The sequence below is a fragment of the Staphylococcus hominis subsp. hominis genome, assembly GCF_002901845.1.
Classification (GTDB): Bacteria; Bacillota; Bacilli; order Staphylococcales; family Staphylococcaceae; genus Staphylococcus; species Staphylococcus hominis.
This window is the reverse complement of record NZ_PPQE01000025.1, coordinates 1,067,765-1,089,717: the sequence shown is the minus strand read 5'-3', so window position 1 is coordinate 1,089,717 and position 21,953 is coordinate 1,067,765. Positions and strand designations below refer to the sequence as shown.

At 29.1% G+C, this 21,953-nt stretch carries 22 protein-coding genes and 1 pseudogene; 17 read left to right on the top strand and 6 right to left on the bottom strand.

From position 1 onward, the window contains the following. The first annotated feature begins 145 nt into the window (after nt 1–145). The 4 genes from CD034_RS06895 to fumC all read left to right on the top strand — a co-directional run bounded on the left by CD034_RS06895 (nt 146) and on the right by fumC (nt 2,968). Nucleotides 146–745: a 6-phosphogluconolactonase gene (locus CD034_RS06895; protein WP_002455147.1), complete on the top strand. Its 600-nt coding sequence runs from the start codon at nt 146–148 to the stop codon at nt 743–745. Nucleotides 746–767: 22 nt separating this feature from the next. Further along, nucleotides 768–941 (top strand): SAS053 family DNA gyrase inhibitor, encoded by a 174-nt coding sequence (locus tag CD034_RS06890; RefSeq protein ID WP_254388735.1) that lies wholly within the window; start codon nt 768–770, stop codon nt 939–941. A gap of 110 nt (nt 942–1,051) precedes the next feature. Then, complete coding sequence (locus CD034_RS06885; protein ID WP_002449658.1) at nt 1,052–1,444, top strand: hypothetical protein; 393 nt, start codon at nt 1,052–1,054, stop codon at nt 1,442–1,444. Between the two features lie 138 nt (nt 1,445–1,582). Next, the gene (gene fumC, locus CD034_RS06880; RefSeq protein ID WP_002455148.1) at nt 1,583–2,968 is read left to right on the top strand and encodes a class II fumarate hydratase; all 1,386 of its coding nucleotides are present in this window, start codon (nt 1,583–1,585) and stop codon (nt 2,966–2,968) included. Between the two features lie 78 nt (nt 2,969–3,046). On the opposite strand, the gene CD034_RS06875 is transcribed toward fumC, so the two are convergent. Continuing rightward, a complete protein-coding gene (locus CD034_RS06875; protein WP_002449623.1) occupies nt 3,047–3,871 on the bottom strand; it encodes an RluA family pseudouridine synthase in 825 nt (274 codons plus the stop codon). A gap of 137 nt (nt 3,872–4,008) precedes the next feature. Between CD034_RS06875 and CD034_RS06870 the strand changes: the two genes are divergently transcribed. The 8 genes from CD034_RS06870 to yhaM all read left to right on the top strand — a co-directional run bounded on the left by CD034_RS06870 (nt 4,009) and on the right by yhaM (nt 13,448). Next, entirely contained in the window at nt 4,009–5,118 is a 1,110-nt protein-coding gene (locus tag CD034_RS06870) for a GAF domain-containing sensor histidine kinase (RefSeq protein ID WP_002455149.1), read from the top strand. A gap of 14 nt (nt 5,119–5,132) precedes the next feature. Further along, a complete protein-coding gene (locus CD034_RS06865; protein WP_002449659.1) occupies nt 5,133–5,756 on the top strand; it encodes a response regulator in 624 nt (207 codons plus the stop codon). A 249-nt stretch (nt 5,757–6,005) separates the two neighbouring features. Next, complete coding sequence (xdrA, locus tag CD034_RS06860) at nt 6,006–6,470, top strand: XRE family transcriptional regulator XdrA (protein ID WP_002449642.1); 465 nt, start codon at nt 6,006–6,008, stop codon at nt 6,468–6,470. A gap of 220 nt (nt 6,471–6,690) precedes the next feature. Beyond that, entirely contained in the window at nt 6,691–7,821 is a 1,131-nt protein-coding gene (locus tag CD034_RS06855) for a DUF445 domain-containing protein (protein ID WP_002455150.1), read from the top strand. Nucleotides 7,822–7,892: 71 nt separating this feature from the next. Further along, nucleotides 7,893–8,237, top strand: coding sequence for a YlbF/YmcA family competence regulator (locus tag CD034_RS06850; protein WP_002449654.1), 345 nt, complete (start codon nt 7,893–7,895; stop codon nt 8,235–8,237). A gap of 150 nt (nt 8,238–8,387) precedes the next feature. Then, complete coding sequence (locus CD034_RS06845; protein WP_002455151.1) at nt 8,388–9,584, top strand: metallophosphoesterase family protein; 1,197 nt, start codon at nt 8,388–8,390, stop codon at nt 9,582–9,584. Continuing rightward, nucleotides 9,574–12,510: an AAA family ATPase gene (locus tag CD034_RS06840; protein ID WP_002455152.1), complete on the top strand. Its 2,937-nt coding sequence runs from the start codon at nt 9,574–9,576 to the stop codon at nt 12,508–12,510. The genes CD034_RS06845 and CD034_RS06840 overlap by 11 nt, the downstream gene beginning before the upstream one ends. Next, the gene (gene yhaM / locus CD034_RS06835; protein WP_002455153.1) at nt 12,507–13,448 is read left to right on the top strand and encodes a 3'-5' exoribonuclease YhaM; all 942 of its coding nucleotides are present in this window, start codon (nt 12,507–12,509) and stop codon (nt 13,446–13,448) included. The genes CD034_RS06840 and yhaM overlap by 4 nt, the downstream gene beginning before the upstream one ends. Before the next feature lie 58 nt (nt 13,449–13,506). Here yhaM and prsA read toward each other — a convergent pair whose 3' ends face one another. From prsA to CD034_RS06815, 4 genes are all read right to left on the bottom strand, one after another. Next, nucleotides 13,507–14,466, bottom strand: a complete 960-nt coding sequence (gene prsA / locus CD034_RS06830) for a peptidylprolyl isomerase PrsA (protein ID WP_002449639.1) — start codon at nt 14,464–14,466, stop codon at nt 13,507–13,509. A 223-nt stretch (nt 14,467–14,689) separates the two neighbouring features. Next, entirely contained in the window at nt 14,690–15,247 is a 558-nt protein-coding gene (locus tag CD034_RS06825) for a DUF3267 domain-containing protein (protein ID WP_002449649.1), read from the bottom strand. A gap of 199 nt (nt 15,248–15,446) precedes the next feature. After that, nucleotides 15,447–15,830: a YtxH domain-containing protein gene (locus CD034_RS06820; RefSeq protein ID WP_103288227.1), complete on the bottom strand. Its 384-nt coding sequence runs from the start codon at nt 15,828–15,830 to the stop codon at nt 15,447–15,449. Between the two features lie 152 nt (nt 15,831–15,982). After that, the gene (locus CD034_RS06815; RefSeq protein WP_002449628.1) at nt 15,983–16,408 is read right to left on the bottom strand and encodes an HIT family protein; all 426 of its coding nucleotides are present in this window, start codon (nt 16,406–16,408) and stop codon (nt 15,983–15,985) included. A 134-nt stretch (nt 16,409–16,542) separates the two neighbouring features. On the opposite strand from CD034_RS06815, the gene ecsA reads away from it, so the two are divergent. Further along, nucleotides 16,543–17,280 (top strand): ABC transporter ATP-binding protein EcsA, encoded by a 738-nt coding sequence (ecsA, locus tag CD034_RS06810; protein WP_002455156.1) that lies wholly within the window; start codon nt 16,543–16,545, stop codon nt 17,278–17,280. Then, complete coding sequence (gene ecsB / locus CD034_RS06805; protein ID WP_049437167.1) at nt 17,277–18,500, top strand: ABC transporter permease EcsB; 1,224 nt, start codon at nt 17,277–17,279, stop codon at nt 18,498–18,500. Before ecsA ends, ecsB begins: the two co-directional genes overlap by 4 nt. 55 nt (nt 18,501–18,555) lie before the next feature. On the opposite strand, the gene CD034_RS06800 is transcribed toward ecsB, so the two are convergent. Further along, the gene (locus tag CD034_RS06800; RefSeq protein WP_071560702.1) at nt 18,556–19,056 is read right to left on the bottom strand and encodes a signal transduction protein TRAP; all 501 of its coding nucleotides are present in this window, start codon (nt 19,054–19,056) and stop codon (nt 18,556–18,558) included. Between the two features lie 247 nt (nt 19,057–19,303). Between CD034_RS06800 and hemE the strand changes: the two genes are divergently transcribed. The 3 genes and pseudogenes from hemE to hemG all read left to right on the top strand — a co-directional run. Next, on the top strand, nt 19,304–20,341 hold the full coding sequence (gene hemE / locus CD034_RS06795; protein ID WP_002449650.1) for a uroporphyrinogen decarboxylase: 1,038 nt from the start codon (nt 19,304–19,306) through the stop codon (nt 20,339–20,341). A 45-nt stretch (nt 20,342–20,386) separates the two neighbouring features. Continuing rightward, nucleotides 20,387–21,310, top strand: a complete 924-nt coding sequence (gene hemH, locus CD034_RS06790; protein WP_002449636.1) for a ferrochelatase — start codon at nt 20,387–20,389, stop codon at nt 21,308–21,310. 17 nt (nt 21,311–21,327) lie between these two features. Next, nucleotides 21,328–21,953: pseudogene (gene hemG / locus CD034_RS11415) on the top strand (protoporphyrinogen oxidase); the annotation flags it as partial.

Below are 21,953 nucleotides of genomic sequence, written 5' to 3'. Positions count from 1 at the left end.
TACTATAATAGAATAAAAAATGTTATATTTATTAATGAATTATTATAAAAATTTTAAAATAGTTTGATATCCCCTTAAATAGGGTAATTTAGTAAATAAATGAATTATTTTAGTTGAACTTTACATTTAGAGGAGTGTAATTATTATGGCAATGAATTTTAAAGTATTTGAAGATAAACAACATGCAGCAGATTACGCTGGAGATATTATTAGAAAACAATTTAACAATAACCCAACTACCATTGCTGGATTTCATTTAAACAAGGATTCTGCACCTGTATTAGATGAACTAAAAAAATCAGTTGATCGTAACGCTGTAGATTTTAGTCAAATTAATATTCTTGATTATGATGATAATCATTCGTTCTATGAAGCTTTAGGTGTACCTTCTGAGCAAGTATATTCTATTAGTCTTGATGATGATGCCGAATCATTAATCAATGATAGAATTAAAACAAAGGAAAATAAAGGGAAACTGACTTTACAAGTTGTTTCAATCGATAACACTGGACATTTAGATGTTAATATTCGTCAAGGTTTGATGAAAGCACGTGAAATTATCTTAGTTGTAACTGGTGCTAAAAAAAGTGAAGTTATCAAACGATTATATGAAGAAAATGGTAAATCAAACTTTTTACCAGCTGATTTAAAAGTACATCGTATGGTAACAGTTGTTTTAGACAGAGCTGCTGCTGATGGATTACCAGAAGATGTTAAAGAATACTTCACAGCGAGATTTGCATAATATTTAATTTTATTGTGAGGTTATTTTTATGAGTAAAGATAGTAAACGTAATTATCATGAAGACGAAAATGCAATGGTTCAAAATATGAATGATTTAGAAGCATTAGGAAAAGAAATGGAACAGATTTCTGAAGAAAATGATGAAGATAAATATAATCAAACACATGATTCAGAAGCGCGTTCAGATTTAAATTAATATATTTTAGCATTTTAATTAATTGCTTCGGTAGATTAATTAAAATGCTTTTTTTATGTAATACAACTTATGATACAATATATTTTAATGAAAATGAAGGAGATAAAAATATGTTACATAAGTATTGGCTACCTTTAACAATTATTACAATCATTGTTAGCTTAATTTCTATTAAAGGTTTTCCCATTGCTCTAGGAGCACTCTATCTACCAGTGTTATTTAAAGTGATTCAATTACAATTGAATTTATCAAAAGATTTAATCGATAATGCAACTGCTCATCCATTCATTAAGAGTAATCAAAAAGGAATTATGATTAGTGTGATATGTATATTAATTGTAACCGGAATCTTGGCATATACACTTAATGATTTTTATCGAAGTTTAGGTGGGGGTTTAGGTATATTAGTAAAGATAAGTCCTGTTACGCTGGTCATAAGCGCTATTTTGTATATAATAAGTGCTATTTCAGTTGTAAAAGCAGTAAAATATAAATATGAATAAGATTTAATTCTTAAACACGTGAAGTAATACAACTTCATGTGTTTTATTTTATAAATGAAACCGCTTTATATTCGAATTGCTACATTAATTTTATTAATGATATACTATTACTAAATCATAAATAAGGGGGATTATTGAATGTCTGTAAGAATTGAACATGATACGTTTGGTGAAATTGAAGTACCATCTGATAAATATTGGGGCGCACAAACTGAAAGAAGTAAGCGTAACTTTCCAGTAGGTAAAGAACATATGCCTATTGAAGTGATTTATGGTTTTGCTCAGTTAAAAAGAGGTGCTGCGCTTGCTAATCATGAATTAGGAAAATTAAGTGATACTAAGAAAGATGCTATCATTTATGCTTGTGACTTAATTTTAAAAGGAGAACTTGATGGTCATTTTCCTTTAGTTGTATGGCAAACTGGAAGCGGTACTCAAAGTAATATGAATGTAAACGAAGTCGTAAGTTATGTGGCTAATGAGTACTTAAAAGAACATAATAGCGAGGAATCAATTCATCCCAATGATGATGTTAATAAATCTCAAAGTTCGAATGATACTTTCCCAACAGCGATGCATGTTGCTTTATACCATGAAATTGAAACGAAATTAGAACCTGCTTTAAAAAATTTACGAGACACGTTTAAAGAAAAAGAAAACCAATATCAATCAATTATTAAAATTGGTAGAACTCACTTACAAGATGCTACTCCAATTCGATTAGGACAAGAAATTAGTGGATGGCGTTATATGCTAGATAAATGTGAACAATTATTGGCTGAATCTAAACAACATATTTTAAATTTAGCTATTGGTGGAACAGCAGTTGGAACAGGAATTAATGCACATCCAGAATTTGGAGATAAAGTAGCTAAATATATCTCAGAACATACTGGTTATGCATTTGTTTCATCTGAAAATAAATTTCATGCTTTAACTTCACATGATGAAGTGGTGCAACTTCATGGAACACTAAAAGCATTGGCAGCAGACTTAATGAAAATAGCAAATGATATAAGATGGCTTGCTTCAGGACCTAGAGCCGGACTTGCAGAAATTTCGATTCCAGAAAATGAACCAGGTTCATCAATTATGCCAGGCAAAGTTAATCCAACACAATGTGAAATGCTAACAATGGTTGCAGTACAAGTGATAGGAAATGATACGACAGTAGGTATAGCGAGTTCTCAAGGTAATTTTGAACTTAATGTATTTAAACCTGTGATTCTTCATAATACATTGCAATCTATTTACTTATTAGCTGATGGAATGGAAACATTTAATGAAAATTGTGCTATAGGTATTGAACCAATTGAAGAAAATATCAATCATTATTTAAATCAATCATTAATGCTTGTAACTGCACTAAATCCTCATATTGGATATGAAAAAGCGGCTCAAATAGCTAAAAAAGCTCATAAGGAAGGTTTAACACTTAAAGAATCAGCAATTAATTCTGGCTATGTTACAGAAGAACAATTCGAGAAATGGATTAAACCAGAAGATATGGTCGATCCTCATTAAAATAACATTACCAATTGAAATGCTCCTTTTAAAGATAATGCTTTGATCTGCGTTATCTAAAAGGAGCATTTTTAAAATTTATTCATCATCTAAACTTACAGAAATCAATTCTTGAGTAAGTGGATGAGTGAATTCTATCTTATAACTATTCAATTCTAATTGACGTAAGGTAGCATCTCCATATAATGGATCACCTATGACAGGATGACCAATTTCTGCTAAATGTACACGTATTTGATGAGTACGTCCTGTATCTAATTTTATTTCCAATTGACAAATGCCTTCTTTAATCATTTTTGATGTTAAGATATGAGTGATAGCTCGTTGCCCGGTATTAGAAATACGACGCTTATTGGGATGAAATTTATCTTTACCGATTGGCATATCAATTGTTTGTGGTTTTAGAGGTAGTAATGCTTTTACATTTGCACGATAAATACGTGTAATTTGATTCTCTTCAAGCATTCTATCTAGTATTTTTTTCATTAAAGGATTTTTAGCAACAATTAATAATCCCACAGTTTCTTGGTCTAGACGATGAATCGGTTCAACGTAGTCGCTATCCATGGTATAGATAACATGGTTCATTAGTGTATTGCTTTCTTTTAAATCATTTGGATGAGTTTTAACTCCTTTAGGTTTTACCACGATCGCTAAATCGTTATCTTCATATGCAATCTGTGCGTAACGATAACTTGGTAAATAATTACTTTTTTCTTTAGGGGTAGGAATATAAACAACATCATTTGTGACAACTTTATCTGTCAATTTACTAGATTGTTGATTAATCGTGATATCTTTAGACATATTTAATTGGTGTAAATCTTTTTTTGGTAGTTTTAACTTTTGAAAAATTTCACGTAACGTATAATTATTGAAAGTTTCAGGTACATTGAATTTCATAATATCCTCCTATTATATTCTGTTTAATCATATCATAATTTACAATGATAATTATAAATGTTTTCATTAGTCTATTTTTAAATTTAAAAAATGAACGATATAATAATAAATGCAAAATAACAAAATGGGGCGAAAATATGGAGAAACCGACACGTTTAGCATTATTAAAAGAAATTGCTGAATATCTAAATGAAGAAACTGAATTATATAATATGATGAATAAAGCATTGGATTATTTAATCAATGGCAGCAATTTTACAACAGGTTGGATTTTTTTTATCAATAAAAAAGGTGAACAAGAACTTGTAGCTAGCACTGACTTACCTCATTCATTAAAAAATAATAATTGTAAGTATTTAAACAATGGTACGTGTTGGTGTGTCAATGCTTATCATCATAAAAATTTAACAAAAGCATCTAATATTATAAATTGTTCAAGAATCAATTTAGCTAACCAAGAAAGTCAAAAAGATGATTATCTTATTACGCATCATGCGACAGTACCACTTAGATCAGGAGATGAACAGTATGGATTATTAAATGTCGCGACACCTCATACTGTAGTATATAGTCAAGATGATTTAGAGTTATTAGAATCAGTAGCTTTACAAATTGGTTCTGCAATTAAACGTATATACTTAACAGACCAAGAAAAAGAAGCAGCACGCACAAGTGAACGAAATCGACTAGCACGTGATTTACATGATTCAGTTAACCAAATGCTTTTTTCATTAAAACTAACAGCTCATGCTGCACATGATATCACAGAGGATAGAACAGCTAAAAAAGCATTTAAGTTGATTGAAGATACAAGTCAAAACGCAGTAAATGAAATGCGTGCGTTAATTTGGCAACTTAAGCCAATTGGTTTAGAACATGGATTAGTGAATGCGATTGAACATTATGCGAATATGTTAGATTTAAAATTAAACATCGAAGTAAGAGGATTGATTAAATTATCCAATTTAGTTGAAGAAAATGTGTATCGAATGATTCAAGAAGCTCTAAATAATACGAAGAAACATGCACAAACGAATCATGTATCTATTAACATTCAACAAAATGAACATCAATTATATATTAAAATTTATGATGATGGAAAAGGATTTAATGTGCGTGATGACTTAAATCAAACGACGCATGGTCTAAAAAATATAAAACAACGTATTCATAGTTTAGATGGAGAATTTAACATACAATCAGATAAACTAATGGGGACAACTATTTATCTTAATATTCCAATTTAAAGTAGGTGATAAATTTGGCAAGTATCGTTTTAATCGATGATCATCACATTGTTAGACAAGGACTAGAATTTCTAATTTCAACAGTTGAGGGTTTAGATATACAAGCAAGTTTTTCAGATGGTGAAGCATTTATTAAATATTTAAATGAGAATAATATTCCTGATTTAGTATTATTAGATTTAGTTATGCCTAATATGAATGGTATCGAAGTGACGCATTATATAAAAACATATTACCCTTACATAAAAGTGTTAGTGCTTACAAGTTATGTGGATGATGAATATGTTATGTCTGCCATTAATGAAGGTGCTGATGGTTATGAAATTAAAGATGTTGAACCACAAAAGCTGATTGCTACTATTACTAAAGTATTAAATAATGAGAAAATAATACATCCAAAAGCTAAAAATGTAATTGATGCAATGCATGAAAAACCACACTTTAATAATAAATTATCTAAAAGAGAGATGGAAGTATTAAAAGAAATGGTGAAAGGTAAGACAAATAAAGACATTGCAAAAAGTTTATTTGTATCTGAGAAAACAGTTAAGACACATGTCAGTCATATATTTAATAAATTGCAAGTTTCAGATCGGACACAAGCTGCTATATATGCTATTGAAAATAAATTAATATAAATTGAATAGGTCTATTAGAAATAAAAACGGTATTTTTAAAATAGGATAATAATAAATAAATGACTTATATTATTATTTTAATTATTTTGATAATTTTGCCATTTATAAAATTATACGTAAAAACAAAAATTTCTCTTTTCATTTTATTGAAAATATATTAAGATGTAATTTGTGTTTCAAGAAATGTGTATTATTGCAATTTCTTGCGTCCGGATAAAATAACTCCTATTAGAAAGGTAGAGAAGAGTAATGGATAGACAGAGTTTTACAGATTTAATTCAAACAAAATTTAAAATGGTGCGTATTGAAGCAGGATACACACAAGATACTATGGCACAAACAATAGGTCTTTCTAAAAAAACACTTGTTCAAATCGAAAAAGAACGGGTATTACCAAACTGGACAACTTGTGTATCAATTTGTGCTTTATTTAGAGATTCAGATGTTTTAAATAACACATTTGGTTGTGATCCATTAGAAATTGTACAAACAATTTCAAGAAACCATTGTGCATATCCTAATCATTCTACAACAAGTGATATTTATTGGAATACAATGGAAACTCGTAATGGATTTATTTTACAAAGTAATAAAGTAAGTAATATCTACAGAGTGCTTAATCCTGAAAAACAACCTATTTTTGGAACATCTAAATTAAGAGAAGCAGAAACTTACTTTAATAGAAATGCTAAAGAAGAATTAATGCACGTTTAATTTTAATATAAATAAGATATAGTGATAGAAGAGTTGACTTTCAACTGAATCACTATTTTCAATTAATAATGAATTCACTGTAATTTTGCGATGAATTCATTATTTTTTTATTTCAAAAATTTGTAAATATAAATGTACGTTGAACAATTAAGTTATGAAGTTTACATTTGTCATGGTATAATTTTGCTATTGCTTATATAAAAATTAAGGAGTTATTTAAATGCAAGCAGTATTAGTAGTCATCTTTATGATAGTAATAGGAGCAATCATTGGCGGTGTCACGAATGTTATAGCTATTAGAATGTTGTTTCACCCCTATAAAGCGCATTATATATTTAATATGCGAATTCCATTTACACCTGGTTTAATACCTAAAAGAAGAGATGAAATTGCAACAAAGATAGGACAAGTGATTGAAGAACATCTCATTACAGAAACATTGATTCACAACAAACTAAATGAAACAAAAACTAAAGAAACGATTAATAAATTAGTTAAGGAGCAAATAACGAAATTAAAAAGTGATCAAGCTACAATTCGTTACTTTGCTGAGAAATTTGATATTAAAATTGATTACTTAGTCAATGAGAAATTAGAAGATACAATTTCACACAAGCTATTAGCTTTTTATAATGATCATCGAAATGAAGAAGTGATTAAGTTACTACCAAAGGAAACTAAGCGAATGATTGATAAGAAAGTCGAGCCATTAGGAGATTTATTATGCGAAAGAGCACGTGTTTATTTGTCCTCTGATAAAGGCGCTCGTGATATTTATGACATGCTTGATACATTTTTTAATGAAAAAGGTAAAATCGTTGGATTACTACAAATGTTTATGACAAAAGAAAGTATTGCAGATAGAATCCAACATGAATTGATTCGTTTAACCAATCATCCTAAAGCAAAACGTATTGTAAACCAAGTGATTGATAATGAATATGAGACGCTGAAACGACAACCACTTAAGAAAATCATTGATGAGGCTCAATTTTCAAAACTATCAGACTCAGTTACATTACTTATTACTTCATATTTAAATTTAAATGAAAAAATAGATAAACCACTTAATCAACTATCACCAAGATTAATGCAATATTTAGAGACAACGTTATCAGATAAAGTTACACAACTTATTATTAGTCAAGCATCCAAACATCTCTCAACTATAATGCAAAAAATTAATCTACGTAAATTAGTAGAAGATCAAATCAATACATTTGATTTAGATTACATTGAAAAGTTGATTATTGAAATTGCTAATAAAGAATTAAAATTAATTACCTTATTAGGATTTATATTAGGTGGTATTATTGGCCTTTTCCAAGGTTTAATCGCAATTTTTGTATAACTAATCATAATATGTTATGGTATTAAAGAGTTGTCAAAACATCATTATTACACGAAGGAGTGCAATTTAAAATGGCAGTAAATTTATATGATCATGCAAATCAACTAGAACAAGCATTAAGAGATAGTGATGAATACAAAGCTATTAAAGATGCTTTTGCTAAAGTTAAAGAAAATGAAGAATCTAAAAAATTATTCGATGAGTTCCGTGAAACTCAAATGAATTTCCAACAAAAACAAATGCAAGGTCAAGAAATTCCTGAAGAAGAATTAGCTAAAGCTCAAGAACAAGCTCAAGCTATTGAAAAAGATGAAAATATTTCACAATTAATGCAAGCAGAACAAAAAATGAGTCAAGTTTTCCAAGAAATTAATCAAATTATTGTAAAACCTTTAGACGAAATTTACGTTGACTAATTAATAATTTAAGTAATGGATACTACGCGATTTTTTCATAAAATTGCGTAGTTTTTTTATGTCAAAGTTCATCGACCCATATTCATAAGATATGGTAAAATATAGTAATACATAAAGATACCTTATCAAACATTTAAGGAGCTTAAATTAATGGTTAAATTTATTCACTGTGCAGATTTGCATCTTGATAGCCCTTTTAAATCTAAACAACAATTATCGACAAGTATTTTCGAAGATGTACAAAAAAGTGCCTATGAGAGCTTTAAAAAAATTGTAGATGTAGCATTAAAAGAAGATGTTGATTTTATGTTAATTGTAGGAGATTTATTTGATAGTGAAAATCGCACATTACGTGCTGAAATTTTTTTAAAAGAGCAATTTAAACGTCTGGAAAAAGAACAAATATTTGTATACATATGTCATGGTAATCATGATCCTTTAACAACTAGAATTACAGATAATTGGCCTAATAATGTATCAGTATTTTCAAACCGTGTTGAAACCTATCAAGCGATTACTAAAGCTGGAGAACAAATTTATATTCATGGTTTTAGTTATCAAAACAATACAAGTTATGAAAATAAAATTGATGAATATCCATCTAGTCAAGGAAGTAATGGTATACATATAGGAATGCTTCATGGGACTTATAGTAAATCTAAAATAAAACAGCGTTATACTGAATTTATGTTAGAAGATCTTAATCATAAACTGTATCATTATTGGGCACTCGGTCATATTCATCAACGTCAAGAACTAAGTGATATGCCGCCTATTCATTATTCAGGTAATATTCAAGGTCGCCACTTTGGTGAAATAGGAACTAAAGGTTGTTTGCTTGTAGAAGGGGATCATCTACATCTTGAAACAACTTTTATACCAACTCAGTTTATACGTTTTGAAGAAGCTACAATTAAGACTGATAAAATTTCAAAACAAGGTATCTATGAGGAAATTCAAAAGTTTAAGAAACAAGTTCGTGAACAAGGTAAAGCATTTTATAGATTGACGATTAATATAGATAATGACAAAATTTTATCAACACAAGATATTCTTCAAATAAGAGAAATGATTAGTGAATATGAAGAAAATGAACATGATTTTATTGTCATTGAAGATATTATTCTTAATTATATACAGAATGAAGAAACACCTCTTATAAATGAATTTTCTAAAGAACTCATAAACGATGACAAAGTGTTTGAAGAGGCAATGACAGATTTATATTTAAATCCAAGAGCTTCAAAATATTTAGAAGACTACACCACTTTCAATAAGGCAAAACTCATTCATCGAGCTGAGAAAATATTAAAAGCAGATATGAGAGGTGAAGAAATTGATTATTAAATCACTTGAAATATACGGTTATGGTCAATTCGTACAACGTAAGATTGAATTAAATCAGACTTTTACTGAAATTTATGGGGAAAACGAAGCAGGTAAATCAACCATACAATCATTTATTCATTCAATTTTATTTGGTTTTCCCACAAAGAAAGAAAAAGAACCGCGTTTAGAACCTAGATTGGGAAATCAGTATGGGGGCAAGCTAACGCTTATTTTAGACGACAAATCTGAAATTAAAGTTGAGCGTGTAAAAGGTAGTGCTCAAGGTGATGTAAAAGTTTATTTAGAAAATGGATTGATAAGAGATGAAGCATGGCTTAAGAAGAAATTAAACTATATTTCAAAAAAGACATATCAAGGAATATTTTCATTTAATGTACTTGGTTTACAAGATATTCATCGAAATTTAGATGAACAACAATTACAAAGCTATTTATTAGAAGCTGGTGCTTTAGGATCTTCCGAATTTACATCTATGGGGCAAATTGTTAATCAGAAAAAGACTACGCTTTATAAAAAAGCTGGAAAGAACCCAATTCTAAACCAACAAATTGAAGAACTAAAACAATTAGAAGCACAAATAAGAGATGAAGAAACCAAATTAGACGAATATCAATGTCTTATAGATGAAAAAGATAAATCAGAACGCCATCTTTCTCATTTAAAAGAAAATCTTAAGCAATTATCAAAAATGCATGAAAATAAGCAAAAGCAGTTAGGACTTCATGCTCATGCGCAAGAATGGAAATCACTTGAGCATCATTTAAATATCGAACCGTTGAAGTTCCCAGAACAAGGTATTGAACGATATGAAACTGCATTAAAATATAAACAATCACTTGATCGAGATATAGGATTAAGGGATGAGAAGATAAGACAACTAGAAAATGAATTTAATTTAATTCAGATGCCTGAGGATAGAACCGTAAGTGATATGTATCATCTTTATCAACAAGAGAGTGATATCAAACAATCTGAATTAAAAGCTAAGGCTTTAAAAAAGGAAATAGAAACTTTTGAACGTTCTCAGCAAACATTAAAAGATGATATCGGTTGGAATGAAGTTTATCATGAAGCGGATACTTCTGAAACGATGAAGGATTATATAAGTGAAAAAATTAAAAATTATAATCATCAATTAAATCAAAAGCAACAAGTTGAACGTATGATTGGTGAGCATAATATTGAAAAAAAGGAAATTGAAAAGGAAATTAAGTCATTGGAAAGTGAACTCGTTTCTGAAACAGCACTTGAAAAGAAAAAAGAATATAATCAGCAAAAAATAGAATTACATGAAAAAGAAAGTTTATACTCAAAATTAAAAGCCTCCTTTGAATCAGAAAAAGAAAGAAAACAAAAACAATATCGATGGTTGAAAATCAGCTTTATCATTTTGGCTTTGATAAGTGTTGGTTTGACTATTTTTGCATTTATTACAACTAGTATCACTTTTAGTATTATTTTTGCAATTCTTACTGTGATATTTTTAGTAGGTTTATTCTTTAGTAAAAATAAAGATATTGATTATAGTGAAACAATTAGTGAGGAAATTAGTGATTTAGAACAACAACTTAAAGCACTCGAAGATAAATACGATTTAGATTTCAATCTAGATGATCAGTACCAATTGCGTGAACGTTGGAATAATGCTAATAATACTAAAACAGTACTTTCTAATAAACTTAACCATCAACATTCAATTTTATCAGATATTCAGTCTTCAATTGATGCATTAGCACAGGATATTTCCGAAGTCAAACAAGACATTAAAGTATCAGATAAAATGTCAGATGAACGTTTAGTAGATAGTTTGAAAACAATGAATCAACTTAAAGCTAATGATAAACAACTTAATAAATTATTATTAGAGAACATAGAGTTAAACCAAAATTTAATTAACTTCTATGATTATGCCCAGGATGTTACTAAAGATAGTTTCGATGAGTTTAATAAAATTTCATTATTTAATGATTTGAAACGTTGGATTTCTCAGTATGAAAGTAAAAAAGAAAAGAAAACGCAATTACGAAATCAATTAACCTTATTAAGTAAAGAATTAAAACAGTTAGAAAGTCGTTTGGATGAAAATAAAACAACTATAAACGAGTTGTTTAAATATATCGAAGTGCAAAATGAAGAACAATATTATCAACATTACGAAGCTTATCAACGTTATCAACAAAAACTATCACGATTCAATGATTTATCTACCTATTTGAGTAATCATGAATTCTCTTATGAAGATAGTTCTGTTTTAAGTGAAAAAACAACTGCTCAATTAGAAGAAGAAGATCAAATGTTAGCTCAACAAGTTGATGATTATAATGATAAATATTTGGAGAAACAAACTGAAGTGAGTGAACTTTCTTCACGTATTCATCAAATGGAAACAGATAAAACACTATCTCAATTGCGCCATCAATATTATAATTTAAAAAATAGAATGAATGATATTGCTAAAGATTGGGCAAGCTTAAGTTATCTTGAGACACTAATTAATGAGCACATTAAACAAATTAAAGATAAACGACTACCATATGTGATAGATGAAGCCATTAATATTTTCAAAACATTAACTGATGGTAAGTATAATCTAATTACTTATGAAAATGATTCAATTAAAGTTAAACATCGAAATGGACAAATGTATCATCCACTTGAATTAAGTCAATCAACGAAAGAGTTGCTATATATTTCATTAAGACTTAGTTTAATTAAGGTGTTGAAACCATATTATCCTTTCCCAATTATCATTGATGATGCATTCGTACATTTTGATAAACAAAGAAAATCAATGATGTTAAACTATTTAAGAGAATTATCTCAAGAACATCAAGTATTGTACTTTACTTGTACAAAAGATACTACGATTCCTTCTCGAGAAATGCTGATATTAAATAAAAAAGAGGAAGGCGGTAAACGATGAGAAACGTAGAAAAATTAAATCCTGGTGATTCGGTTGAGAATTTTTTCTTAATCCACAGAGCAACACAAGGTGTAACAGCACAAGGTAAAGACTATATGACATTATATCTTCAAGATAAAAGTGGAGATATTGAAGCTAAACTATGGACTGTCACAAAAGATGATATGAAAATCCTTAAACCAGAAATAATTGTATGGGTAAAAGGGGATGTTATTAACTATCGTGGCCGTAAACAAATGAAAGTCAACCAATTTCGATTAGCAACAGCAGAAGATGGAGTGAAAACACAAGACTTTGTAGATGGTGCGCCACTTTCACCTAACGAAATTCAAGATGAGTTATCACATTTTATCTTAGAAATTGAAAATGCACATTTACAACGTATTACGCGTCATTTATTAAAAAAATATCAAGATAAATTCTTTACTTATCCTGCAGCAAGTTCTCATCATCATAACTTTGCAGGAGGATTAAGTTATCATGTATTAACAATGTTAAAAATTGCAAAATCATTGTGTGATATCTATCCATTATTAAATAGAAGTTTGTTATATAGCGCGATTATTTTACACGATATTGGTAAAGTAAAAGAATTAAGTGGACCAGTTGCCACAACGTATACGGTAGAAGGTAATTTGCTTGGACATATTTCAATAGCAAGTGATGAAGTTGCTGAGGCGGCAAAAGAACTTGGCATTGATAGTGAAGAAGTCATGTTATTGCGACATATGATTTTAGCACATCATGGAAAAATGGAGTTTGGTTCTCCTAAATTGCCACATCTAAAAGAAGCAGAAATTTTATTCTTTATTGACAATATTGATGCAAAAATGAATATGTTTGATAAAGCATTTAAGAAAACAGAAAAGGGACAATTTACTGAAAGAATCTTCGGTATGGATAACCGTCAATTTTATAATCCAGAGAAGTTAGATTAATATTAATAGACGAAAAAAGGTCGGAACAATTTGTTCCGACCTTTTTGATTTATGAAAATTATGAAGATAATCCTGATGAAGCACCACTACTTTGTTGTTCTTTTAATTTTTCTGGATTAAGTATAGTATCTTCTACAGATTTTTTAATATCACTATCTTTATAATCTACGTTGTATTCTTTTAATAAGTCTTTATAAGCATTAGTCAATAGTTTTGGGTTTTTTTGAACTTTTTGTTCAATAATTTTTGTTTTTAATTGAGATTTTTGTTTGTTAAAGTCATCTTCTTTATTAGCTTTGATAATGTGATAGCCGTATTCTGTTTTAACAATGTCAGAAATTTGACCTTCTTTTAGTTTAAATAAAGCTTTATCAAATTTATCGACCATTTGTCCTTTAATAACATAACCTAATGATCCGCCTTTTTTAGCTGAAGCAGAATCCATTGATTCTTTTTTGGCAAGTTCATCAAATTTATTTGGATTTTTTTCAACTTCCTTTTGAATTTTTTCAGCTTTTGCTTTTGCTTTTTTATCTGATAAACCTTCTTTATCACTATCAGATTTAACTTTAATTAAAATGTGTGATGCTTTCTTAGTGTCATCTTTTATTTCTTTGTCAGAAACTTTGATTTTATCATTAAGTAATTGTTTTTGGTAAGCAGATAGTCTTTTCTGTTCTTTGTAATCATCAAGTGTCATACCTTGTTGTTTTAGCATACTTTCAAATTGATCTTTACCACCATATTGTTTTTCTTCTTTTTTAATATCATCATCGATACGCTTAGTATCTACTTTGTCTTTATATTTATCAGCTAATATTTTATTTAACTCAATACTAAATGATGTGCTGGCAATTTGATCTTTACCAATTTTATCCATAACATCTTTAACGGTTACATTACCAGCTTTTGAAGAAATTAATGTATTATCTTTAGAATCTGTAGAATCAGAACTACATCCTCCTAGTAATAAAACACCTGCTGTAACAGGGACAATGAGTTTATTCATAATTTTCATAGTTGATAGCTCCTTTGTGTATGTTAACAAAATTACTATAACATAATATAATTATTCCACCAATTAATAAAAGATGTTTTACAACTAAAGTATTAGATGAAAAATAATTTAAAAAAAGTCTACAATATCATTCAATATCATAGACTTTTTAATATATTCAAAATAACCACTAGCCTCTATTTTAATTTTGATTGAATACGTTTATAATTACCATCTTTATATCTTAGATATTTGAATGGAAGGGCACTTTTGTCAGTAAATTAATACCTGTTTGGTGTTCTTCAACAAATTGTCCTTCTTTTGAAAAAAGAATAATTTTTAAATATAAAAAATCCATAACTGATAAACCAAGATTTAAGGCAAGTAAGAACATAAAATAATGTCCATAACTTGGAAAATGATAAGTTAGGAAAATTAAAATGCTTGTAATTATTAAAAATGGCAAAATAAGATTAATGCAAAAATAAAACTTGCGGACAGGCGTATTCACATACGTATTAAAATAAGGAAGCCATTTTTTCTTATTCAACTTGTGCCATCTAAATGCATGAATATAAGGTAAAAAGAAAAATAAATGTATTGTTTTGTGAATAGGGTACATGAGAATAATAAATAATATTAGAAGTAAAAAGTATTTATCTGATAAAGGCGTTTTTACAAAATAATACATAATCTCATAACTAACTAAAAACGCAATAATAGTTGTTACAATACTCAAAAAAGCAATTCTTGGAACACCAAATCGCGCATGAATATCTATATGACGTTTACATAAAAACATGACTACACCTCGAAAATAGGTCGTTTAATATACGATAGGTATTATCTAACTAAGTTGAGTTATCGTCAAGATAATTTTTAATAGCTATTGTAATATAGAACAATGTTTTTATATTAGATTGTATATTTATAAAAAAAGCCATAAAGAAATCTATTAATATAAATTTCTTTATAGCCAAATTGAGCTCAATGTTAGAGTTCTATTTGTTATTATTCTTATCTTCTGAAAATGTATTACTAATTTCTTCGCCACGATTTTGAAGATTTTCAATATGAGATTTTAATTTTTCAATATTAGGATTGATATCAGATTTAAAATCTCCGATTAAAGTCTTAAATTCGTTTGCAATGTCGCTGCCTTGTTGTACACCGTCATTTTTCACTTGCTTACTATAATCAATAATATTATAGAAACTACGTTTAATTGTTTCGATTTCTCGTTCTAATTCTGAGCGAGCACCAGTAGGAACTTTTTGTCCAGAGGCATTAGCATTATATCTTTGTTGATCACGATTCATCCATGATACGGCAATACTAGAAGCAAGTCCCACACCGATACCAAATAATACACGTGTAACCTTCATTTTTTATTCTCCTCACTATTATGTCGTTTATAGAATAAATCATATCATTTTATGAAGTAAGTAACGATTGACTTAAGTTACTTACTATAATTATTACATCGACATATTGATTTCATTTTATATTACCCGTAAATGATATTCAATATGCAGAATTATTCAAATTGAGCTTTAATTTGTTCAGCAATATCTTTTTTCTGTTCATCGCTAATTTCGTTTTCATGAGTTTCCCATTGATAACCAAAACCATCAATATCATCTTTATATCGTGGTAGGAAATGGAAATGTAAATGAAATACTGACTGATCAGCATATTCACCATTATTTTGAATAATATTTAATCCATCAGGTTGAAATGCTTTTTTAATGGCATTTGCTACTTTTGGAATAGCAACTCCAATGTGTTTCATTGTTTCTTCATCAGTTTCAAAAATATTAGGAGAAGCTTTCTTCGGAATTAAAAGTGTGTGTCCTTTAGTAACTTGAGAAATATCTAAAAATGCATAAACATAATCGTTCTCATAAACCTTATAGCTTGGAATTTCACCAGTAAGAATTTTACCAAAAACAGTTTCTGACATAATTACATGCACTCCTTTAACCTATTTTTACTCATTATTATAACATTGTTATTTTAAAAATTCGCTAATGAGTTATAGCAAACTTTAGTAGTTATATAATGATTTTGGTACAATATAACTCATGGAGGTGCCTTATGACAGTTAAAGTTGAACATTTAACAGGAGGATATGGTAAACGTCCTGTTATTGAAAATATAAATTTTGAATTAAAAAAAGGTGAAATAGTAGGATTAATTGGTCTCAATGGCGCTGGAAAAAGTACGACCATTAAGCACATGCTTGGATTATTAACGCCAATGGAAGGAACACTTTCAATTTCAGATACCAATATTAATGATGATATTGAAATCTACCGTCGTAAACTATCCTATATTCCTGAATCACCAGTCATTTATGAAGAATTAACATTAGAAGAACATATAGCCATGACTGCTATGGCTTATCAAATAAGTAAGGAAGAAGCAATGAAACGTGCGCGTCCTCTACTAAAAACATTTAGACTTGAAAATGAACTTAATGTTTTTCCTAGCCATTTTTCAAAAGGAATGAAACAAAAAGTAATGATTATATGCGCATTTATTGTCAATCCTGAACTTTATATTATTGACGAACCATTTCTTGGTTTGGATCCATTAGGTATACAATCTATGCTTGATTTGATGGTTGAAAAGAAAAATGAGGGGCGTACAGTACTAATGAGTACTCATATTCTTGCAACTGCTGAAAGATATTGTGATCGATTCATTATTTTAGATAGAGGAAAAGTGGTTGCTTTTGGAAATCTAGAGGAACTACGAGAACAAACGGGTCTTAAAGATCAAACTCTTGATGATATCTATATCCATGTTACGCAAGGTGGTCAAGCGACATGAATAATGAAGCCATAGCATTATTTAAACAACGTTATGATGCAATAAAGAAAGAAAAACATTATTATAATAAATTTATTTTTAATGGTCATTTTACTGTATTCTTAGTTATTTTATTAGGAGCCTTTATATTAGGTTATGGTCAATGGTTACAACATATTCCTAAAAATATAGATTATGCATTCTTAGCAAGTATTGTAATTGCTTTAACTTCAATCTTTCCATTTCGAACATTTTTAAAAGATGCTGACAAGTTATTTTTGCTTCCTTTTGAGAAGAATATGGAAGATTATATAAAATTAGGCCTAAGATATAGTTATTTTAATCGTATAATATTGCAAATAGTGTTATTAATTGTATTGTTTCCATTATTTTATAAGCTTAATCAACAATTAGTTGTATCTTATATCGTGATGAGTGTATTAGCGCTTATTCATCCTATTTTAGGATTACGCTTAAAATGGCAATGGTATCGTGCGAGATTGTCTCAATGGATATTAAATATCTTAATATTTTCACTTAATTTTATAACGTATTATCTAGTTTTAGGGAATCAATTATATTTTGCCATTTTATTAACAATAATATTCTTTGGCATGGTGTATCTTATACCTAAATTTAAGAGTCTTACATTATTTCCATGGGAACAGTTGATTTCAGTAGAAGAAAGACATCATACAAATTATTATAAATTTGTAAATATGTTTACTGATGTTAAGCATTTAAAAGAAAATGCAGCAAGACGCAAATATTTAGATTTTCTTTTACCCACACCCAAAGGACGCCGTTTTAATTCGCACAATATGTATCTTTATTTATTTGTGAGAAGTTTTGTAAGAGGGAAAGATGCATTAAGTATTATTCTTCGACTTGTTATCATTGCACTTGTACTTATGATTTGGCTGTCTCATCCACTTGTTTCTATTATTATTGGTAGTTTATTTATGTATATTATTTTATTGCAAATGTCTCAGTTTTATACGCAGCAAGCGTATGGACTATGGCCTCAAGTTTGGCCTGTATCAGATAGTGAAGTAATCAAAGGATATGAAAAATTCTTATATCGCCTTATGATTATGATAGGTATTATTTTCGCAATCATTTTTATCATTTTTTATATGAAATATTTCTTTTTTGCAATTGTATTCTTTATTGTAGGATGGTTGACGATTAGAAGTACGATTAAAAAATTGCAATATCAGGAAACTTTATTAAGAGATTAAAAAAAGAGGGAACTTAAGATGTATTAAACACATACTTAAGCGTCCTCTTTTTATGTTAATCGTTAATAGGATATAAATATCTTTCAAAATAACTTGAATGTTGACTGCTTGAGCCAAAATAATGTCTTAATGCTTCTTTAGAAAAATAATCATTAAACATATCAGATGATTTAAAATCTTCGTATGTTTGACGACTAGCGAAGCCAAAGTAAATTTTATAAGTAGTACCTTCTTCAGGTCTTAAGAAACGATAACTTTTAAAACCAGCAAATTGACTAAAATCTAAATTCAAATTTGAAAGACGTTTTTCTAGTTGATTGACATGATCATCTGAACTTGGAATGAAGATAGCTGAATAGAAATGTTGATTATTAAGTTCATTTATTTCATTAATAACTTCATAAGTAGTAGGATGTTTAAGTATAGATTTATCTTCGGATTCTTCGATAATGACTGAAGAATCATGAGTTGAATAAATAAACAGATGATTCTCAGAATGATTTAAACGAATTTGATTTAAATAGTCATAAGTTCCATAAGTTGTATATATTTTCATAAGCCATACCTCCTTTATTTATGTATATTATACGATTAAATGATAAGACTAGCTATTATAAATAATTAAAATAAGAAAATAAATTGTGAATAATTTATTTAAATCAATTCACTTATAATTACAAATTTAAAATTAAAGAATAGATAGAAGTGCTTTGTCATTTTTATGACATTTAATATTTAAGAAACGCGAAATCTTTTATGTTGTGATATTATGAATAAGAATGATTTTAATTTAGGAGGACAAAATGGTGCATAAAAAAAATAATACAATTTTACAAACAATTAAAGGGGAGTTAACCTCACACACACCTGTGTGGTTTATGCGCCAAGCTGGCAGATCGCAACCAGAATATCGCAAATTAAAAGAAAAGTATTCACTTTTTGATATTACACATCAACCAGAACTTTGTGCATATGTAACACATCTACCTGTTGATAATTACAATACTGATGCAGCTGTGTTATATAAAGATATTATGACACCACTTAAACCTATCGGAGTAGATGTTGAAATTCAATCTGGTATAGGACCTGTAATCCACAATCCTATTAAATCTGTGAAAGATGTGGAAAAATTAACTCAAATCGACCCCAAAAGAGACGTGCCTTATGTGCTAGAAACAATTAAAATTCTAACTGAAGAAAAATTAAATGTACCTTTAATTGGATTTACGGGTGCTCCCTTTACATTAGCATCTTATATGATTGAAGGCGGGCCGTCTAAAAACTACACATTTACTAAGGCAATGATGTATGGCGATGAAGAGACTTGGTTTGCTTTAATGAATCATCTTGTAGACGTTTCAATTAAATATGTAACTGCTCAAGTTGAAGCAGGTGCAGAATTGATTCAAATTTTTGATTCATGGGTAGGCGCACTTAATGTACAAGATTATCGATATTATATAAAACCATTTATGGATCGGTTGGTCTGTGGAATTAAAGAACAACATAATATTCCTGTTATATTATTTGGTGTAGGGGCTAGTCATCTTATTAATGAATGGAATGATTTACCAATAGATGTTCTAGGTTTAGACTGGCGTACATCTATTTTGCAAGCAGATCAATTAGGTGTAAATAAAACATTACAAGGTAATTTAGATCCTTCATTATTACTAGCGCCATGGGATGTATTAGAACAAAGAGTTAAAGCAATACTTGATGAAGGAATGCAAAGAGGTAAACATATATTTAACTTAGGTCATGGCGTTTTCCCAGAAGTTCAACCAGATACACTTAAAAAAGTAACACAACTGGTTCATGATTATACGCAAAAATAAAATTAGAATCATAAAAATTTATTTTTAAAAGGGAAGGTTTTAAGAATGACTAAAACAGTAGGTTTATTAGTAATGGCATATGGTACGCCATATAAAGAAAGTGATATTGAACCATATTATACAGATATACGACATGGTAAAAGACCAACTGAAGAAGAGCTTCAAGATTTAAAAAATCGTTATGAATTTATAGGTGGACTTTCTCCACTTGCAGGTACCACAAATCGTCAAGCTGAAGCACTTACAGATGCACTTAATAAAACATATGATGATGTAGAATTTAAATTATATTTAGGATTGAAACATATTTCTCCTTATATTGAAGAAGCAGTTGAAAAAATGCATAATGATGGTATTACAGAGGCAGTTACAGTCGTATTAGCGCCTCATTATTCAAGTTTTTCAGTAGGTTCATATAATAAACGGGCTAAAGAAGAAGCGGATAAATATGGTATACAACTACATCATGTTGAACGTTATTATCAACAACCTAAATTTATTAAATACTGGACAAATAAAGTAAATGAAACACTAGCTAAAATTCCGGAAGAAGAACATGATGAAACAATTTTAATCGTGTCTGCGCACAGTTTACCTAAAGGATTAATAGAACGTAATAATGATCCTTATCCTAATGAAATTAAAGATACAATGGATCGTTTAGAAGCTTCTACAAATATTAAACATGTAGCGCAAGGGTGGCAGTCAGAAGGTAATACAGGTACGCCTTGGCTAGGACCTGATGTACAAGATTTAACAAGAGAATTATACAAAGAACATCACTATAAAAACTTTATTTATACACCCGTTGGATTTGTTTGTGAACATCTTGAAGTACTTTACGATAATGATTATGAGTGTAAAGTTGTTTGCGATGACATTGGTGCTAATTACTATCGACCAGAAATGCCTAATACAAATCCGTTATTTATAGGTGCAATTGTCGACGAAATTAAAACAGTTTTTTAAAAAGGAAGGGACATGTTGTGAGTAAAAAAGTTGCAATTATAGGCGCTGGCATTACAGGTCTAGCCAGTGCATATTATTTTAAACATTATAATGAAGACATAGATGTAACTATTTTTGAAGCAACTTCAAGACCTGGAGGTAAAATTCAAACTTATCGCCGCGATGGTTATACTATTGAACTTGGTCCAGAATCTTACTTAGGTCGAAAAACGATCATGACAGATTTAGCAAAAGATATAGGTCTTGAAGATGATTTAATTACGAATCAAACAGGACAATCCTATATTTTTGCTAAGAACCAATTGTATCCTATTCCTGGCGGATCAATTATGGGAATTCCAACAGATATTAAACCTTTCTTAAAAACACGTTTAATTTCTCCTTTAGGAAAATTAAGAGCAGGATTAGATTTAGTTATTCCGCCTATTAAAATAGAAAATGATATTTCGGTTGGTGAATTCTTCAGAAAACGTTTAGGAAACGAAATGCTGGAAAATTTGATTGAGCCTCTTATGGGAGGGATTTATGGAACAGATATTGATCAATTAAGTTTGATGAGTACGTTCCCTAATTTCAAGCATAAAGAAGAATCATATGGTAGTTTAATTAAAGGAATGAAATATGAAAAACGCGAACGTACAAG

Coding starts and splice junctions, on each gene's coding strand:
- CD034_RS06875 (WP_002449623.1), bottom strand. CDS start 3,871: ATGAAATTCAATGTACCTGAAACTTTCAATAATTATACGTTACGTGAA.
- CD034_RS06825 (WP_002449649.1), bottom strand. CDS start 15,247: ATGTTTTTATGTAAACGTCATATAGATATTCATGCGCGATTTGGTGTT.
- xdrA (WP_002449642.1), top strand. CDS start 6,006: ATGGATAGACAGAGTTTTACAGATTTAATTCAAACAAAATTTAAAATG.
- CD034_RS06845 (WP_002455151.1), top strand. CDS start 8,388: ATGGTTAAATTTATTCACTGTGCAGATTTGCATCTTGATAGCCCTTTT.
- hemH (WP_002449636.1), top strand. CDS start 20,387: ATGACTAAAACAGTAGGTTTATTAGTAATGGCATATGGTACGCCATAT.
- ecsB (WP_049437167.1), top strand. CDS start 17,277: ATGAATAATGAAGCCATAGCATTATTTAAACAACGTTATGATGCAATA.
- CD034_RS06800 (WP_071560702.1), bottom strand. CDS start 19,056: ATGAAAATATATACAACTTATGGAACTTATGACTATTTAAATCAAATT.
- CD034_RS06885 (WP_002449658.1), top strand. CDS start 1,052: ATGTTACATAAGTATTGGCTACCTTTAACAATTATTACAATCATTGTT.
- CD034_RS06895 (WP_002455147.1), top strand. CDS start 146: ATGGCAATGAATTTTAAAGTATTTGAAGATAAACAACATGCAGCAGAT.
- CD034_RS06850 (WP_002449654.1), top strand. CDS start 7,893: ATGGCAGTAAATTTATATGATCATGCAAATCAACTAGAACAAGCATTA.
- CD034_RS06870 (WP_002455149.1), top strand. CDS start 4,009: ATGGAGAAACCGACACGTTTAGCATTATTAAAAGAAATTGCTGAATAT.
- CD034_RS06820 (WP_103288227.1), bottom strand. CDS start 15,830: ATGAAGGTTACACGTGTATTATTTGGTATCGGTGTGGGACTTGCTTCT.
- fumC (WP_002455148.1), top strand. CDS start 1,583: ATGTCTGTAAGAATTGAACATGATACGTTTGGTGAAATTGAAGTACCA.
- prsA (WP_002449639.1), bottom strand. CDS start 14,466: ATGAAAATTATGAATAAACTCATTGTCCCTGTTACAGCAGGTGTTTTA.
- ecsA (WP_002455156.1), top strand. CDS start 16,543: ATGACAGTTAAAGTTGAACATTTAACAGGAGGATATGGTAAACGTCCT.
- CD034_RS06855 (WP_002455150.1), top strand. CDS start 6,691: ATGCAAGCAGTATTAGTAGTCATCTTTATGATAGTAATAGGAGCAATC.
- yhaM (WP_002455153.1), top strand. CDS start 12,507: ATGAGAAACGTAGAAAAATTAAATCCTGGTGATTCGGTTGAGAATTTT.
- hemE (WP_002449650.1), top strand. CDS start 19,304: ATGGTGCATAAAAAAAATAATACAATTTTACAAACAATTAAAGGGGAG.
- CD034_RS06815 (WP_002449628.1), bottom strand. CDS start 16,408: ATGTCAGAAACTGTTTTTGGTAAAATTCTTACTGGTGAAATTCCAAGC.